Source organism: Microcoleus sp. PH2017_24_DOB_U_A, assembly GCF_020738205.1.
Taxonomy (GTDB): Bacteria; Cyanobacteriota; Cyanobacteriia; order Cyanobacteriales; family Microcoleaceae; genus Microcoleus.
Genome location: NZ_JAEQCT010000087.1, coordinates 62,785 through 79,880, shown reverse-complemented (window position 1 = coordinate 79,880; position 17,096 = coordinate 62,785). Strand labels below are relative to the sequence as shown.

Genomic DNA, 17,096 nt, shown 5'->3' with positions numbered 1-17,096 from the left:
GAAAAAAATGTGCCTCAAATTTTAAGACTGAGATGTGCGTATTTAAATAATGACATCAAGCTAGGTGTTTCTACTTAGTCAAAAAGTGGGATGCTCCCTTGCAAACCCTGATGCGGTTCTCTTTACCAGAAAAAACATGGCAGCTTCTGCAAGAACGTTACCCCACACAAGAATCGTGGCAACAGGCAAGTGTAAATACTCTGGAATCTCTGCTAGGTAAAGACGCTGACTTTGCCAGCATTATCCTTAAGCGTATCAGGCAGGCAATACCATGATGACTCCCTACGAAAAACTTGGCGATCTGGTAGATCGACATCCCTCAAATCTAGATCGAGTAGGTCATCGAGCAATATTATTGATTTTGCCTAATTTTGACAAAAGCACAAGCAGAGTAATAGGTGCAACGGCTACAGATGCTTACCTTAACATAGAAAATTACTCTTTGCTAATATCGGCTTTACGTGAAGTAATAGAGGAACAATGGGAATGCCAGCTTTTATTGGAATCTGATAAATACTTCAGTAATATCAAGGCTGAAAACATTCGGATGCACTTAGAACAAGCTGATGCTTATATAGCAGAGGTAACAGACGCTGACCCGGATGTAATGTACCTCCTTGGAGCAGCAAATTTTTTTCAAAGTCATTGTCCTTGCATCATCTTAACTCAAACACAAAACACCTTGCCCCGAAGTTTGTTAGGTCGTCAATTCATTTCGTATGAATGTTCTTATCAACAAGAGTTGGTGCACTATCTAGAAGAAGAACTCTCCAAAAATATTCATTTTATACAAACTGCTAAAACATCTGTCCGCGAACATTTTATTTCAATTTCAAGGCTACAAAAAATTGTCCCTTTACAGTTTAACTCTAAAACTTGGCGAGAACTACAAAACACTTACCCAACTAGAGAAGCATGGCAAAATGCTACGGCAAATAAAGTTTCTTCTATTGTTGATGGACAAAAGGATGTGGCAGAGATCATTCTCAAACGTATATATCAATGGCTTGAGATGTAAACAAATAGAAAAAATACAACTATGACTACTCGCTACCAAACTGTTTACGATGAGGCTGTTGAACTATACAAAAAAAACCGCTGCTATGATGCGGCTGTACTTTTCCAGCAAGCCCGCCAAATTTCTAAAGAGTACGGCTTAAATCCTCAAGCAGCGACAGCAGGGGTGTGGGCAGCTATTAGTTGGCATGGAGCCTCTCATCCCTTGAAAGCCTATAGTTTGCTGATCGATATTTTAAGCACTGCTGATAGTGACCTAGATATTACAGACAAATGGCGTGCAAGAAAGCGAGTTTTTTGCATTTCTAGATGCTACTCGCCAGACCTGGATCAACTAGAAAGAAATCTAGAAAAGCTGCGCCTGTTTCAACAAGAATATCCCGAATTACCAATAGCCGATATTCATCAAAATACAGGTGATTTACTCATATCGCAAGGCAGGTGGCAGGAGGCATTAGCAGAATATGAACTCGCTTGGAGTGAATTTAGTGAATATAATGACTGTGGTTATCTTAAATTCTGGAAAGCCTCACTCGCTGGGTTCTGCAATCTTCGATTAGGAAAGCCCGACTCTGCCCAAAGGTGGTGCGATCTCTTGGGCGAAACAGAGACAGACTGGCCCAGTAGCCGAATTGCTTGGTATAATCTACAAGGTAATCTTGCCCTTTATCAAGAAAACTGGCATCAAGCAGAGCAACACGCCATCCAAGCAGAAAAGAAAGCCGATCTAGTTCAGGAATATGAGTTTGCAATTCCCGCGCTTGACCTTCGGGTAAGAACCCTACTCCTCCAGCCCGATTTAGGCGACCCCGCTGACACTAACCATCCCGCCCGTTTTCGTTTGAGACAGCGTTTTTTAGGCAAAATTGACGTATATAATAAGTACAATCAAGCCTTACTATTGGCAGATTATCGACTCGCTTGTATTCGCTACTCGGCAGGAGTTCTCCCCGTTGATGATTATTGGTATCGCCAACCCCAACAAGTTCCTAGTTGCTGGCCATCCGGTTTTCAGGAGGCAGATTTTCGACTGAGAAAACAGTTGGCTCGTCGATGCATAAACCGGGCTATGGTTCAGGCAAAATATTTAGATAATTGTTTCCGATGTACTTGGAGACAAGCGGAAGTACAGCAACGTTTTGAACGATTGAAAGAGCTAGTGCCAACAGTCAACTAATTAACCTAAATACGAGGATTATTATGCTAGAAATGAAATTTGATTTCGATGGTCTAATTCAACTATTAGCTCGAAATTTATATAGAGAAAAGCGAGTTTTTATTAGAGAATTAATTCAAAATGCTCATGATGCCATTATGCGTCGTCGTGCCAAAGAAGGTGATGCTTTTGTTGGGAAGATTAGCATTGAAACTCGTCCAGATGAATTGCGATTTGTACTCAGAGATACGGGGATAGGCATGAATAAAAATGACCTAATTGAGTATTTGTCAACAGTTGGTAAAGGAGCAACTAGAATCGCCAGAAAAGAACAGGACATAGAAGGCTTAATTGGCTTATTCGGCATCGGTTTTTTGTCAGCGTTTGTGGTCGCTAGTCGAGTAGAAGTCCGCACCCGCCGTTTAGGTGAACAAGAGGGGTGGGTGTGGCAAAACTCTGGGAATAAAGATTACACTATCGACCCCTGCGAAGTCAGCGAACCAGGGACAACTGTAACAGTTTTCCTCAAAGGTGAAGAAGAAAAAGGAGTGATCCATAAAGAAAAAGTACAAGATGTGATTCGTTACTATACTGATTTTTTAAAAGTACCAATTCACCTTAATGGTAGTTCTGAACCGATCAACGCCATGCGGATGCCTTGGGAACAGGAAGGAAAAAGTAGCCAAGAAATATTGCTAGATACACGCATTTATCTCGAAAAAACTATGCGCGACAGCGTGTTAGAGGCTATCCCTGTGCAACTGCCTGATTTAAACACATCAGGGGTACTTTATATCACACGATTTCGTACTTTTCAGCGACAGTTACCTCGTGCTGTGCGCTTGTTTGTTAATCGGATGTTTATCTGCGAGAAGGAAACAGAGTTATTGCCAGAATGGGCCCAATTTATCAATGGAGTAATCTGCTCTGGAGATCAAACACTAACCCTGACAGCAGCCCGCGATAATTTTATTCGCGATGAGAATCTTCAGCTTTTGCAAGATGCTTTAGGCAATTTAGTGGTTAAACATCTTGAAGAACTTTCTCAAAGCAATCCTAAGCGCTTTTCAGAAATTCTCCGCTTCCACGATCTTAGTATTAAAGCCGCCTGTTGGTATCATGATGAATTTTTTGATAAATTTGCCGATTTACTACAATGGCGTACCAACAAAGGTGAACCTACTACTTATGGAAGTGAATTTACCCACCAGTGGCGTACTTTATCGCAAGTTTTAGAGGAACTTCCCAGCCTAGAAGGGGAATCTCAATCTTTGCCTTATTTCAGCGATAGTAACGCTGCTAATCAATATTTCCAAATGGCTGATGCTGCCAGAACCTTAGTCGTCGATGCTAGTTATCCTTTTGAACAAAATCTGATCAAAGAGTATGAGAAACGTGCTAAAGACAAGATTAAGGTAGTAGCAGTTGACCGCGAAGAAGATGATCCGAATGTCTTTCAGGAACTTCACGAGCAAGCTGATGTCAAACTGAAACGATTAGCCGAATATATGTCTCAAGTGATCCGTCCAGGCGGTACGGGACGCATTCGGGTAGAGGCACGTTACTTTAAACCCATAGAATTAACAGCTATCATTCGGTCTACTGAAGAGAGTACAGGTGGAATGAAAGCCCGCGAACTCTTAAGCGATCCTAATACGCCAGAAGATTTGCGCGAAATGGCTCAAGAAATGATGCGAATGTCCCGTAATTCTGCTTTACGGTTAATTATCAATGCTGGAAATCCAATGGTACGACTGTTAGCTAAACAAAGCTTTGACAACCCTAATGTGTTAGATATTATGCTTGGTATCTATAACAGTTCTATTCTCTATAACCAAGAGTTAATGACTCCACAGAATGCTCGCATATTTTATGATGATTTTCAAAAGCTGCTGCGGCGCGACCTTGATTACATCATTGAAAAAGCCGATTTACAGCGTCAAGCTGAGGATTTAGAAAAACAGCGTCAAGCCATGCAAAAAAATCAGAAAGAAGGCAAAACCCCCAAGCATCTTATTTTCTTTTTAATGACTCCATTAGAAAATACATATCAACCATTTATTGAAACAGTACGAGAAGTCATTGAAAATCATTTCGGCTGCCAGCTATTTGTAGCTAGTGACAAACAGTATGAAGACACTGTAATTGAGAATGTCCGCTATCACATGGATCAAGCCCATTCTTTTATTGCTGAAGTCACTGATGCCAATCCGAATGTGATGTTTGAATTAGGGGCGGCTCGCTTTGATTTGCGCGAACGTCCAATTGTCTTAATGCGTAAGAATAACAACCAATATCTGCCTGTCGATCTCCAAGGACGTATCTATGTCGATTACGGTGAAAAAGAAGGTCAAGAATTAGCAGAATATTTGGAGACGCAATTACGCGCAGATGAACGGATTAAACCTCTGCTTAATAAAACAGGACGGGAACGGTATATTTCACCAAAATTCTTGAAAGCAGTCACTAAAATGCAATATCTAGAAGATAAAATTTGGCAAATTTTAGCCGAACAGTATCCCACAAAAGAAGCATGGCAAACAGCATCTTTAGACCGCGTTAAAGAAATTTTGGGCGAAAATGATGATTTAGCTGAGCCAGTGCTTAATCGGATCAAACAGGGAATTTCTGGGATGAGTAGTTAGCTGAAAAAGTATTTTATCGCTTGTGGCTATGGCATCAATTCTGCCGAAGGTAACTGTCGATCCTTGCCGGTGCCGGGATAATTTACCCGAAGTCATTCCGGCAACAGGGAAGAAACGCTGAGGAATAGAATAAAGAGTCAGATGAATGGGCTATTTATTCAGAAGTATCGCACTTCTCACCCTCCCAAACAGCTAAAATTAAATTCAACAGTCTTTCACCCCGCACAACTGTTATGGTAACTCAAATCCCATCCCCTATTCAGCAAGCAGTTATTTACCCCGACAGCGACGGCTTACCAATGGCAAATAATACTGACCAATTTCGGTGGATTCTCGTCATCGAACAAAATTTAGAATGGATGTATGCTAATGACGAGAATGTGTTCGTAGCTGGTGATTTGTTTTGGTATCCAATCGAGGGAAGATCGAATATTGTTAACGCGCCCGATGTGATGGTTGCGTTCGGCGTACCGAAAGGGAGACGCAGTTCTTACCAACAGTGGAATGAGTCAGGAATTGCACCGCAAGTTGTGTTTGAAATTCTTTCTCCTAGCAACACGCAGGATGAAATGGATAAGAAGTTGCTATTTTACGATCGCCACGGAGTTGAAGAATATTACATTTACAATCCTAGCAACAACCAACTGCGAGGCTGGCTGCGGGGACAAGATGGCTTAGATGCGATCGCCTTAATGGAAAATTCCGTGAGTCCTCGATTGGGAATTCGCTTTGATTTATCGGGCGATCAATTGCAAATTTATCGATCGGATGGAACTAGGTTTTTCTCCTACGTTGAGATTTGTCAACTGTTAGAGGAAGCCCAACAGCGGACAGAACAAGAACGTCAGCGGGCAGAACTTGCAGAAACAGCTTTAGGAGAGGAACGGCGACGATCGCAACTTTTGGCGGAACGGCTGCGAGAAATGGGAATTAACCCAGATGAATTAAGTTAGACAGACTGCGATCGATCGGCATTGACCCGGAACAATTGTAAACTGGATTGGGGAAAAGGTCGATCGCACTTTTCAAATTGAGCAAAAGTGCGATCGGGAACCACGACAACTGTCAACTGTCAACTGTCAACTGTCAACTGTCAACTGTCAACTGTCAACTGTCAACTGTCAACTGACTCTTCCCCTCTTCCAACTTCAAAAAATGCACTTGTCCCGAAGCTTCCGCCGCGACAATTGTCACCCCATCTGGTGCCATAGCGCAAGCTTTCAAAGCACTATCTCCCCTGAAAGTAGCAACTATTTTTCGACTCAACAAATCCCAAACTTTCAGAGTATTATCATCCGAAACTGAAATCACTCTATTTCCCACAGTCGCCAAAGCTGTAATCGCATCCGCATGACCCGTCAAAGTAAAAATTTCCTTTTGACTCGACAAATCCCAAACTTTAATCAGTTTCTTCCTTCCCCCAGAAATTCCCCATTTACCGTCTGTGGTAACTACCACAGCATTCACAAAACTCTCATGACCTTTAAGAGTAAAAAGTTGATTTTTAACGACTAAATTCCATAAATTTGCCAAAATATTATTTTCTTTTCCCAAACTCCAAACTTTCAGACTTGTGTCGCCGGAAGCCGAAATTATCCGCTTGCCATCGGGAGTAACTGCCACAGCTTTTATCCCGTCGGTGTGACCGATAAATGTAAAAACTTCCTCTCCTGTTTCCAAATTCCAAATTTTAATACTTTTGTCTCCCGAACCAGAAATCGCCAGCCTGCCGTCGGGGGTAACAGCAACCGAATTTACCCAATCTGTATGACCTGTCAGACTAAATATTTCTTCTCCAGTTTCCAGATTCCAAACTTTAACTGTTTTGTCACCTGAACCTGAAACTATTCTCTGGCTGTCCGGGGTAACAGCGATTGCTTTTACCCAATCTTTATGACCGGGAATAGCAAAAATTTCCTCTCCATTTGCCAGATTCCAGACTTTAATGCTGTTGTCTCCAGAACCGGAAATTGCTTTTTTACCGTCGGCTGTCACTGCTAAAGCATTTACCCAGTCATCGTGACCCGCAGATGATAAATTTTCTTTGCCTGTTTCTAAGTGCCAAACTTTGAGAGTTTTGTCAGAGGAACCAGAAACTATCCGCTTGCCGTCGGGGGTGACAGCAACAGCATTCACCGGGGCGATGTGATTGGTAAAAGTAAATAGTTCTTCTTTTGTTTCCAAATTCCAAACTTTCAGCGTTTTGTCGCCGGCCGCCGAAATTACCCGTTTTCCGTCGGGACTGACTGCCACAGCTTGGACGAAACTGCTGTGAATTCCTAAAGTGAAAAGTTTTTCTCTGGCACTCAAACTCCAAACTTTGATTGTGCCGTCGTAACTGCCGGAAATTATGTGTTCGCCGTCGGGAGTTACTGCTACAGCTTTTACCCAATCTGCGTGACCGGTAAGGGTAAAAAGTTCTTTTCCTGTTTCTAGGTTCCAGACTTTAATGCTGTTGTCGCCAGACCCGGAAATCAACCGCTTGCTGTCTGGAGTTACTGCTACGGACTGGACAAAACTGCTGTGACCTTTGAGGTTGAAAATCACTGCCCCTGTTGACAAATCCCAAACTTTTATGCTGCCGTCCCATGAACCAGAAATTACTCGCTTGCCGTCGGGAGTTACTGCTACGGCTTCTACTGCAAAAGTATCGCCTGCAAATGTTAATATTTCTGTTCCAGTAGCTAAATTCCAAATTTTAATAGTATTGTCCCAAGAACCTGAAATTACTTTTGTTCCGTCTGGGGTTACTGCTACAGCATTGACGTAGGTAAGATGACCTTTGAGGGTGGAAAGTTCTTCTCCTGTTTCTAAGTCCCAAACTTTGAGAGTGTGGTCGGAGGATGCAGAAATTGCTCGCTTGCCGTCGGGGGTAATTGCTACAGCTTGTACCCAATCTGTATGTCCGGTGAGAGTGCGTAGCAATCTGCCGCCAGGGGGGGTAAAACTGGGGGTTAGCGGCCGCAGCCAGGGTATTTTCTGTTGTTGTGCTTGGGCTAGCAGTGCTTGAATTTCGGGAATTTCAAAGCGCATCAACCGGGCAATTAGTTGGGTAGCTAGTTGGGTTTTATCTTTGGCTAAAATGTGGGCAGAAAGCCTGATTGCTTCTTGGATTAATTTGAGTTTGTCGGCTTTTTCATCGGAGGTGATAATATCGGGATTTGTTGCTAAATCGTAATCTTCTATTAGCGCTTGTGCTCCCGCTGCTGACAGCTTGGCTTCAATAAAATTGTAATCTGTTAGTAAGCTGTATAATTTCTCTGAGTCGGAAGTCGCTGCTAGCTGACTTGGTAGGATTCCCAAACAGTGCGTCTGTTCTGCGGGCTGCATTTTATCCAGCCCTTGTGTAAACTCGCTCATAAATTTGTGTATGTCTTTTTTTAATGTATGCGATCGCTAGCTGCACCTTGCCCAAAACCCGATCGAGAAAGTTTTCTTGCTTACTTTGCTCGTTTACTTAGCATGGCATATTTAAAGGCTATTTGCTACCGGGCTGCTGCCCTCGGTTTGGCGATCGTTCGATGAATCGCTGGTTTTTTTGTCTGAGTCTGGTTTGAGAATTTTCAATGCCTGCGATTGCCATCAACCGCCGCCAAGATCGTTCAACTCAAAGCCCAAAATCTAGCGATCGACAACTATCTGACATATATCGTTGTTTTTCTTAACATAACGGGTTTTGGGGAATGATTGTCGATCGCTCCACACTACCAATAGATTTTAGATTTTAGATTTTAGATTTTAGATTTTAGATTTTAGATTTTAGATTTTAGATTTTAGATTTTAGATACTTCGACTTCCTTCGGCTACTCTCAGGAAAAGTGGCTGTACAAGTTTGAGACGGACGGAGGCTTGGGCGCGTTTACGATTAAAAAATTGACTTGCAGCGCAGTGAATCGGGAAAGTTGAACATTGATCTAAAATTTGGGGCCAAGAGTTAAGTTGGCAGCCTGTACCCGTTTTGGGGCGGAGTTAAGCTAAAATTTTTGAGCGATCGCCATCCTGTTTGATGTGCGAACAAGACTTGTTTAGCGAAATACGGTAGCGAATGCTCTAATTTTAGGTCGATCGGGCTGGATCTGCCCGACAGATGCCCGCCTGCTTGGGTTTCGTGCCTCAACCGCACCTGCAACCTGCTTGACTCAAACCTCCCGGAAAGCTTTGCAGGTGCGCCCCGTTCCTTTAAAATAGAAAACAGGACTTGCACTCTTAAACCGGGTTTCTCGCTAAAATCATTGGTTGGGCGGCTAGTTACTCAAGAAAAAACCGGTTTTCTGACTCGATAGCGCGCAAGTCGCGATCGCAAATCAAGAACTATTTAAGTTTAGAGACAAATTTCATGGATGTTATCGAGTTTTTCGAGTTAAGTGCAGGCAAATGGTTTTCCCAGCGCACCGTACACAATCTCAATTCTGGGGAATTGCAAGCAGGTAAATCTGACCTCAAAATAGAAATGCTGACAGCTAACGATGCAGCAGTCGTCAAACTTTGCCAACAGCACTCGACTAACCCGGACTCAACTGGACTCAGGGGCGTTCGGATTTCTTGGGACGGTGTTCCCGATCGCAACCAAGCTAAACAAGTTGGTTCTACAATATTGGCGATCGTCCCGAATCCCGACAATCCCAGCGAAGGCAAAGTATTGCAAGCCAAGGGAAACACCCGCTACGTGATGGGCGGCGACGATGTGCTGACATTGATTACAGAATCAGATACTGTCCATGCAGAAGAAAGGCTGTGGTATCTCATCCCCAATCTGCGCTTGCGGACTAGCGTTGTTAAGCAAGCTGACGGTACGGAACAAGCATCTTTTTGTTCGGAAATTCGGATGGGTGGAAGTCCGAAAAGTTGACAGTTGACAGTTGACCGTTGACAGTTGACAGTTGACAGTTGACAGTTGACAGTTGACCGTTGACAGTTGACAGTTGACAGTTGACAGTTGACAGTTGACAGTTGACAGTTGACAAAGGAAGTCCGAGGATTGGAGTAATGAATAGTCTGATTTTTATTTCTCCCTATAAGGGTTCCGGCTTTCAACCAATTCTTTCTGGTAATTGGTGAGTACCTCACTTGCAGGGAGAACCTCTATATCTAATTTCCCAAAATGAATACAAGCCCCGACTATCCTGAGTAATTATCCCAAAATTTTAGACTCCTTTTCAAGCTCCCAGATGAATCTGTGAAGTAAATCTAAACATAGAAAATCGACTGACACCTTATTTCTTTTTGATGCTTTCTCCTTTCTTTCTGCGGCCTTCTCGGGCAACGGCTTTTAACTTAGTGTGAAAATCAGTATGTTTGGCAACTGGGAATGATTTTGCGACAGGTTTGTCTGTTAATTGGCGATCGGGTTCGGCTCCATCGGCCAGAGCCGTAACATCCACATCTTCATATACTACAACTTCTGTATTTTCTTGAGTGCGATCGCCAGCAGTGGCGAGTTTTTCTGTTTCCGGGGCTTCTGTATTCGGGACTTCTGCATCTGACGCGCGATCGAGTTCTGCTTCTGACTGCTTGCTCGTATCTATTTCGGCGACACCGAATTCGGATTCCGGGTGGGATAAAAGTATCTCTTCCTGCGACGGTTGAGCATAACTTTCAAAGGTTAAATCTTGAGGAAAATTGTTGCAAACTAAGCGTTCAAACTCGCGATTAAAATGATAGAGTGGTTGGCCTATCCGGTGCCACATACTCAATAGCTGTCCGACAGAAACAGCTTTGTAGCGCCCTTGATAAAGCGCTTCAACCACTGCTAAACGCAACCAATAGCCGGGATACTTGGTCAACCATTCACCAGCCAATTTCTCTGCTTTTTTGCCACCTAGGTCAAAACCGTAGTGAACCAGCAGAGCCGCTGCTTGTGCAGATATTGTACGTCCATCTGTCATGGGAATTGGTAATTTGTCAGTTGTCAGTTGTTAGTTGTCAGTTGTCAGTTGTCAGTTGTCAGTTGTTAGTTGTCAGTTGTTAGTTGTCAGTTGTTAGTTGTTAGTTGTCAGTTGTCAGTTGTTAGTTGTCAGTTGTCAGTTGTCAGTTGTCAGTTGTTAGTTGTTAGGAGTGGTGTCGCCTACGAGGCAACGCGAACGTTAGTTTTTCTTTCTTGGGAAGGGAGAATTGGAGAATTGAGAATTGGAGAATTGAGAATTGTTGATTTTTTTGGCTTCATTATTACCAATTACCAATTACCAATTACCAATTACCAATTACCAATTACCAATAACCAATAACCCAATTACCAATTACCAATTACCCATTACTAATTACCAATTACCCAATTGAATTAATCGGATAAACGCACGCCTCCTTCTACTGTTCGCACGTCCCCGGAAAATGGTTGGGGTGTGCCGTTCCAGTTGAAGTCACTAATTCTAAACGTCAGGCTGCCGACTTGACGCTCAGGATTAAAACGCAAAATAATTGCGTAGCTGCGACGGCTGTATTCTAAAGTGTAGTTCGTACTGATTGTTTCCCTGCTGTCTAGATTAATAGCACTTTGAAATCCGACTCGAAAGCCTCCGTAAACTTGCTGCACGAGTCCAAAAGACAGGACTTTCAAATCTACTAGCCGATCGAACAAATAAGGCGATACCCCGTCCCGCGCTACCTGAGTGTAAGTCACGTTAAATCCAGTGTAGTCGAGGAAAGGGCGGGAGAAATGGCCGAACTGCCCTTGAATGCCGATGCTGCTGGCGATCGAATTTTGTCGATCGCCACTACTGTAATAAGAGCCTACTCCTCGGACTCCCAAAGCCAGTTGTAAGAAGGGAACCACCGGCGTCCGCGTGTACCTCAAACCCTGGGTGGGAGTGCGGGGCAGCGGTTTACCTTGCCACAGGTTGAAGCCGCGGCTGAGGGCGACGCTGACTTGGCCTCGGCCCAAATCGATGCGGTTGTTTTCGCGCACTGGTTCGAGCAAATCTGCTCGATCGGTGTCAGCATTGATAAATTGATACCCGGCTTGATAGCTGAAATTGATGCCTGTATTGCCGATTTGCATCTGTGGGGAAGTGAGGACGGCCCCGAGACTGCTGTTGACGGTTTGAAAGCCTAGAGAACCGTTAAACAGTCGATCGCGATAACTATATTCTGCTGCTAAATTGTGATTGCCGATCGACTGTCGCAGCCGCAAATTGCCCCGAAAAGCATTTTCAGCTAAATTCGGGAAATTATCAAAATTCAGAAATAACGCCGATCCTTCAAGGCTGGTGCGCGGGCCCAAAGTCGCGCCCAGCTTTGCTCTCAGCCCGTAGCTGTCGGGGGAAAAGGGATTTCCACCGTTCTTTTCCACGATTCGCTGGAGGTAAATTTGGGGTGTCAGAGTCAGGCGCACGGGCCCGTTTTGCAATATTTCAAAACCGCACTCGGCAAACAAACCGCCTCTGTCGCCCCCGTCGTAGCCGAAAGTCAAACAGGGGCCGTTTTTCTGTTGGCTGTCAAAAACTTGCCTGCGGGGATACACGGGTATTTTGACGCGGTTGTCAAATACCAAGCGGGGGGAATTTGTGACTAATTCCTCAGCCGTGGGGGAAATCCTGGTAATTGTTGCTCTTCGGGCTCTGTATTCGAGTTCCGGCGGGGAAAACGGGTCGTTAGTAATCCGAATGTTGGTTGCTACTCTGACGCCATTTGGCAGTAATTCGAGGCGATCTGCTTCAAAGCGGACGCGGTTGACGGCGCCGGTAATTTGGGGGGCGGTTAAGCGTCCGCCAGCGCCACCAGCGCCACCAGCGCCACCAGCGCCACCACCGCCGATGGTAATAGTAGCAGCGCCGGGGGATTTGACTCCGCGAAGGGGCTGTTGGCTGGTCAGCCGATCGCTCAGCGGCTGTTCTAGAATGGTTCCAGCACTAATATCTGTCGGTAGTGTGGGGGTTAACTCGCTACCCGCTGCGGGGAGGAATATTTCGCCGCTGGCTTGTTCGACTGCGCCGGAGTTGAGTCCGAGATTGAATTCCATCTGCCGGCCGCGGACTACTTGTTGGCCGCGAGTATAGGCGACGTTACCGGATGCTATCACTTGGCGGGTGACTAGGTTGACGATCGCGCGATCGGCATCAATCACTGTTTGTCGGAACCGCACCACAACCCTACCAACCGCCGTGACAATTTGCTGTTTGTCGTCAAATTCTTGACTATCGGCCTTAATTTCGATCGTATCAGCCGGACTCACCGGAAATGGCACCGTTCGCTGAGAAGGCGCGGTACGGACTCCGGGCGCGGCAGGTTTGGGCTGCGGTTTCGGCGCTGGGGGAGTGGCTGGCTTGGGCCCTGGGGGCGTCGTTGGCGTCGTTGGCGTCGTTGGAATCTCGAACTCTTGCTGTTTTGCAGGAGGCGTTTCTGGCGGTTCGGGAACAACAATCTCCGCAGGTTCGGGGGAGTTATCTTTTAACTGCTCGCCTTTAGCCTGATACCCGTTTTCTGGCTGTCGGACAGCATTATTGTCCTTTTTGCTCTGATCCCCTGCTGTTCGTTGACGGTTCCGAGCGGCAATGGCATTTTCTACTGAACCCAATTGGTAAGAAGTAAACGAGGTATCTTGCTGGGCTTCCGCAGTTTCGGATTTTTCTGCTGGAACAACCGGAAGCTGAAATCCCGCCGCTGCGCCGCCACTTTCCACGGAGGTTAGGGGAGTGGCGATTTCAGGAGACTGACTGGTGGCTTCGGTGGTACCGAGGAGTGCGGCTGAGGGTTCTGGTTGCGGGGATGTTGGTTCGGGCTGAACGATTTCTGGGCTGGCTTCCGGTATTTGTGCGGAGTTGCTGCGGGTGTCTCCATCATTTGTCGCCACAGTGAGGGCGACTTTTTTGGGCTTCGCGATGTAGATGATGGCAGAGGGTTCGGGCGGCGGTACCGGATAGGGCATAGTTACAACAGGTGAATCATCCGATTTTAGATTTTAGATTTTAGATTTTAGATTTTAGATTTTAGATTTTAGAGGTTTATTTATAGCGGAGAGTCGATCGTCCAAATTTTGGCATTTAACAGGCAGCGTTTCAAGGTTAACCGGAAATCTTCGGTTGTGCCGAGTCGCTAACGGACTCATCCTCAGAAACTTGGTTGATTACCAGAAAGAATTGGTTTAAAGGCGGAACCCTTCCTTGTAGGGAGGAATTAAAATCAGACTATTCATTGCTCCAATCCTCGGACTTCTAGGTCAACTGTCAACTGTCAACTGTCAACTGTCAACTGTCAACTGTCAACTGTCAACTGGTTTCTTTCGGCATAAGATAACCTCGCTAGTGGTGCGAGGTCAAGTTTTGTTGGACTAATTTTTGGGGATTTGCTGGCTGGTGCGGGGGCTGCGGTGACGTGCCCCCGAGTCAGCGAGGGAGGTAGCTGGTTTATTCCATGTCTCTGCGGTTGGGGTTCCGAGCTGGGTCATTGGACAAAAACCCAAATATGAACAGGGAAACAAAAAATAGAACAACTACATTAACTACGATTTTGAGGGTTAGCACGCTAGGGAGTCTCCAAAGATGAAATAATACTGAGCTGATTTGCTGCTGTTGCGGCAACTTTTTTATCTTGACATATTCACTGCCCTAAAAGTGCGGTGATTCTTGACGCTTCCCAGGGTGATGCTACCTGAGTAGTCTTACTCTCCCTCCACATCCATTTAGAGTCGTGGCAATGCCCTATCCCGACTTGTTGGAGACTATAGCAGAAAGCAGTCCTCAAAGGACGGGGTTTTAGCCCTCCGCTTAGCTCCGCCAAATTTTTCCAATAAGCTAAAGATTATTGACACTCCCCACGGCTTCAGCCGGGGGATTCTCCAAGCCGAACTTGGAAGGGATAGGCAAATATCCCCCTAGACCCTTTAAATCAACTACCAATACCAGAGGTGTTGCAGTTGGGCTTACTTTTAGTTTTTCTTTTGCTTTCAGAGTCCATCACAAGCCAGATAGGTACGCTCTTCAACCTGCCATTATTTGCCCTTTCTAAGTATTCCGGTTCTAGCCGGATATCTGAGTTGCCGGGATTTCTCCGCACTAGGATGATTCAACGCGCAGACGGTTATTCCTACTCACTCAATTACATTACCATGCTTAGTCCCCAAATACAATATTTACTGGCGGTTAAAACCGCAGACCGACTAATCCCCACGTAAGACAGCCGGGGACACGGGAGGCTCGTTTTCTAGTCAATTTTATCTTTGCTTTTGAGGATTGTTGGCAAGTTGGTTTTTGCCCAATTCCAGATTTGCTCGATGATTTTTTCGACGCGCACCATGATTAAATCGAGCCATTCGAGCACTTGTTCTAGTGGGTGTTTAATGTAACCCATCGATTCTGCTTTTGTTTCTAAGTATTCGTCTGCGGGCGGGAGACCTGCACTCTGATTTTGGTGTGCTGCGATGCTGGGGGCGGGGGTATATCTGCTGGTGGGGGGGGCGATTGCTGCTGGGGATTTGCTGTTTTGTGCGGTGTTCGGGTTTGTGTTTTTTGGCACTTGGGTCTCCGGCGCGCGCTCTGGGGTTGATTCTGCTGCGAGTCCAGATTTATTTTCTGGAGTGACTGCTAAATTTGAGCCTGTTTGGGGTTGACTTTGTGGGACTTTTGTAAGCAAGCTCTGTTTGAGCTGGGCGAGCATCCTGTGAATTGCTTCGGGGTAAGGCGATATTGAAACTGCGGTCGATCGACTTTCTGACAATTCTACTGTTTTTGCAATTTCCTGCTTGACTTCTGGGCTATTTTGTGATATGAGGTTTTGAACATTTGCCTCGGGTTCGGCACTTCCTACTATTAAGTGCTGCGGTGCTGGTTCTCCGAATAAGTCTTGCCAATTCAACCAAGGTCGATCGACCTCTGGGCTATTTTCCGTTCGATCTTGTTCCTGGCGTTGTTTTAAATAATACTGAATTGCGACTGATTTATCAGTATTATCACTAGCTGCCGTTTCTTTTCCCAGCAGTTGGTCTACGGACGACCAAATCATTTTTTCGATGTTTTTCGCGTATTTTTCGAGGATTTCGCGGGCGGACAGACCTAAATTCGTTTCTGGGGCGGGGGTATCAAATTTGACCTCGGGATTCCCGGCGGTGGTTTTGGCTGCTGGGGGGAGGGTAAATTCTTCGAGGTTGACGGCAGCGCGATCGAGTAATGTGACAAAGGAGATCGGATTGCCGGTGCGATCGAACTTGCTGTTAAAATTAGGTTCTAATTTTGGGATATTGCGGTCGATCGAATTTGATCGAGCAATCGTCGGCTGTGCGGTGTTGGCCGGAGCGATCGGCGTGGTGGATTTTTGGACTAAGATGAGATTGCGGTCGATCGCGCTTTTGACTGCGAGGATTGATTCTCCAAACTGATTTCTTTTCACAGCAACCGGACTCGACTGGAGCCAGACCATCAATTCCCAAAAACGACGCACCGGCGCCAACCGAGATTTTTTCGCAGCAGACTCTAAACCGAGATTAAATTTTAATTCTTTTTGAGCAATTTCCCGCCGTTCCGGCCCCTCGTTGGCGACTTCCCAAGTTATGCGACTTTCGAGCAGTTCTTGCTGTTCGGGCGTCAAAATATCTAATATGCGATTGTCATCTCCGATTAAGACTAAAGTGCGGGCTGGGATGAAAGTCGCGATTCCCTGAACTTTTTGGGATTGGCTGTCTAATTGAGTTTTGGCCTGGGGAGGTTCTAAGACGGAAGTTGTTTGATGCTTGGCAGCTTGTTTGATAAAATTGATGGCTGGATGCAAATCGCGATCGGCTTTCTCCGTTGCTGGGTTTGTCTGGATTAACAGCGGAAAACTGACTAAAGTTGTGGCGGTTTGCGACGAGTTTAGCAAATTTTCAGCGAGTTGCAAGATTTGGTCGATCGAACTTTCATCGGAAATTTCTCCCGGATACCAATTTCCCGAAAAATCTGGATTTTCGTCATCGGTATATTCTTGAAGTTCGGGTAAATCTACTTTTTGGCTGGATTCCCGCAACTGTCGGCTCAACATTCGGGAACTTTGGACGAGCAGGTAAGCTGGATAAAGTAGAATTTGGGTAGCGCTGAGAGTGGTTTGTTTAATTTGTCGCCAAGTGCGATCGCAATTATCGGCAACTTGGCGGGACTGTTTGGATATAAAATTTAATAGTCGGCTTTGGTATGGGCCGTAGTAACCGTCGGACATAGGTTTAATTATTGAATTCAGGTTTTAGATTCGCGCCGGAATGTCTGAATTTTGCAGTACAATCAAAACTGGATATTAATCGCAGTTTCAAACCCTCTGAAACCTTTATTTCTTCGCGTCCTTTGCGTCTTCGCGGTTCGATACTGAGCCCAGATTCCTAC

12 protein-coding genes are annotated in these 17,096 nt (G+C 45.3%); 6 read left to right on the top strand and 6 right to left on the bottom strand.

Annotation, left to right across the window (positions count from 1 at the left end; all coding sequences use genetic code 11):
* Positions 1–271 precede the first annotated feature (271 nt).
* From JGK07_RS23665 to JGK07_RS23650, 4 genes are all read left to right on the top strand, one after another.
* Positions 272–1,018, top strand: coding sequence for a hypothetical protein (locus JGK07_RS23665; protein ID WP_293180267.1), 747 nt, complete (start codon positions 272–274; stop codon positions 1,016–1,018).
* A gap of 21 nt (positions 1,019–1,039) precedes the next feature.
* Positions 1,040–2,194 (top strand): hypothetical protein, encoded by a 1,155-nt coding sequence (locus JGK07_RS23660; RefSeq protein ID WP_293180264.1) that lies wholly within the window; start codon positions 1,040–1,042, stop codon positions 2,192–2,194.
* A 23-nt stretch (positions 2,195–2,217) separates the two neighbouring features.
* On the top strand, positions 2,218–4,818 hold the full coding sequence (locus JGK07_RS23655) for an ATP-binding protein (RefSeq protein WP_293180261.1): 2,601 nt from the start codon (positions 2,218–2,220) through the stop codon (positions 4,816–4,818).
* Positions 4,819–5,051: 233 nt separating this feature from the next.
* Entirely contained in the window at positions 5,052–5,771 is a 720-nt protein-coding gene (locus tag JGK07_RS23650) for a Uma2 family endonuclease (RefSeq protein ID WP_293180258.1), read from the top strand.
* Positions 5,772–5,925: 154 nt separating this feature from the next.
* Here the strand turns inward: JGK07_RS23650 and JGK07_RS23645 are convergent, their stop codons facing one another.
* A complete protein-coding gene (locus tag JGK07_RS23645; RefSeq protein ID WP_293208316.1) occupies positions 5,926–8,178 on the bottom strand; it encodes a hypothetical protein in 2,253 nt (750 codons plus the stop codon).
* A 574-nt stretch (positions 8,179–8,752) separates the two neighbouring features.
* The gene (locus tag JGK07_RS23640) at positions 8,753–9,022 is read right to left on the bottom strand and encodes a hypothetical protein (RefSeq protein WP_293208318.1); all 270 of its coding nucleotides are present in this window, start codon (positions 9,020–9,022) and stop codon (positions 8,753–8,755) included.
* A 132-nt stretch (positions 9,023–9,154) separates the two neighbouring features.
* On the opposite strand from JGK07_RS23640, the gene JGK07_RS23635 reads away from it, so the two are divergent.
* Positions 9,155–9,667: a phycobiliprotein lyase gene (locus tag JGK07_RS23635; RefSeq protein ID WP_293180249.1), complete on the top strand. Its 513-nt coding sequence runs from the start codon at positions 9,155–9,157 to the stop codon at positions 9,665–9,667.
* A 364-nt stretch (positions 9,668–10,031) separates the two neighbouring features.
* Here JGK07_RS23635 and JGK07_RS23630 read toward each other — a convergent pair whose 3' ends face one another.
* Entirely contained in the window at positions 10,032–10,703 is a 672-nt protein-coding gene (locus JGK07_RS23630; protein WP_293180246.1) for a hypothetical protein, read from the bottom strand.
* 69 nt (positions 10,704–10,772) lie between these two features.
* Here JGK07_RS23630 and JGK07_RS23625 point away from each other — a divergent pair, with 69 nt between their 5' ends.
* Entirely contained in the window at positions 10,773–11,042 is a 270-nt protein-coding gene (locus tag JGK07_RS23625; protein ID WP_293291070.1) for a hypothetical protein, read from the top strand.
* A 53-nt stretch (positions 11,043–11,095) separates the two neighbouring features.
* Here the strand turns inward: JGK07_RS23625 and JGK07_RS23620 are convergent, their stop codons facing one another.
* The 3 genes from JGK07_RS23620 to JGK07_RS23610 form a co-directional block, all read right to left on the bottom strand.
* Complete coding sequence (locus JGK07_RS23620) at positions 11,096–13,678, bottom strand: DUF3769 domain-containing protein (RefSeq protein ID WP_293208322.1); 2,583 nt, start codon at positions 13,676–13,678, stop codon at positions 11,096–11,098.
* 478 nt (positions 13,679–14,156) lie between these two features.
* Positions 14,157–14,273 carry a photosystem II reaction center protein I gene (locus tag JGK07_RS23615; RefSeq protein ID WP_039887172.1) on the bottom strand — a complete coding sequence of 39 codons (117 nt, stop codon included), beginning with the start codon at positions 14,271–14,273 and terminating at the stop codon, positions 14,157–14,159.
* A gap of 679 nt (positions 14,274–14,952) precedes the next feature.
* The gene (locus JGK07_RS23610) at positions 14,953–16,935 is read right to left on the bottom strand and encodes a hypothetical protein (protein ID WP_293198529.1); all 1,983 of its coding nucleotides are present in this window, start codon (positions 16,933–16,935) and stop codon (positions 14,953–14,955) included.
* Between the last annotated feature and the right edge of the window lie 161 nt (positions 16,936–17,096).

What these genes read in the sequence shown, in the direction of transcription:
- JGK07_RS23630 (WP_293180246.1), bottom strand. Translation starts at nt 10,703, where the DNA reads ATGACAGATGGACGTACAATATCTGCACAAGCAGCGGCTCTGCTGGTT.
- JGK07_RS23645 (WP_293208316.1), bottom strand. Translation starts at nt 8,178, where the DNA reads ATGAGCGAGTTTACACAAGGGCTGGATAAAATGCAGCCCGCAGAACAG.
- JGK07_RS23650 (WP_293180258.1), top strand. Translation starts at nt 5,052, where the DNA reads ATGGTAACTCAAATCCCATCCCCTATTCAGCAAGCAGTTATTTACCCC.
- JGK07_RS23665 (WP_293180267.1), top strand. Translation starts at nt 272, where the DNA reads ATGATGACTCCCTACGAAAAACTTGGCGATCTGGTAGATCGACATCCC.
- JGK07_RS23620 (WP_293208322.1), bottom strand. Translation starts at nt 13,678, where the DNA reads ATGCCCTATCCGGTACCGCCGCCCGAACCCTCTGCCATCATCTACATC.
- JGK07_RS23660 (WP_293180264.1), top strand. Translation starts at nt 1,040, where the DNA reads ATGACTACTCGCTACCAAACTGTTTACGATGAGGCTGTTGAACTATAC.
- JGK07_RS23635 (WP_293180249.1), top strand. Translation starts at nt 9,155, where the DNA reads ATGGATGTTATCGAGTTTTTCGAGTTAAGTGCAGGCAAATGGTTTTCC.
- JGK07_RS23610 (WP_293198529.1), bottom strand. Translation starts at nt 16,935, where the DNA reads ATGTCCGACGGTTACTACGGCCCATACCAAAGCCGACTATTAAATTTT.
- JGK07_RS23655 (WP_293180261.1), top strand. Translation starts at nt 2,218, where the DNA reads ATGCTAGAAATGAAATTTGATTTCGATGGTCTAATTCAACTATTAGCT.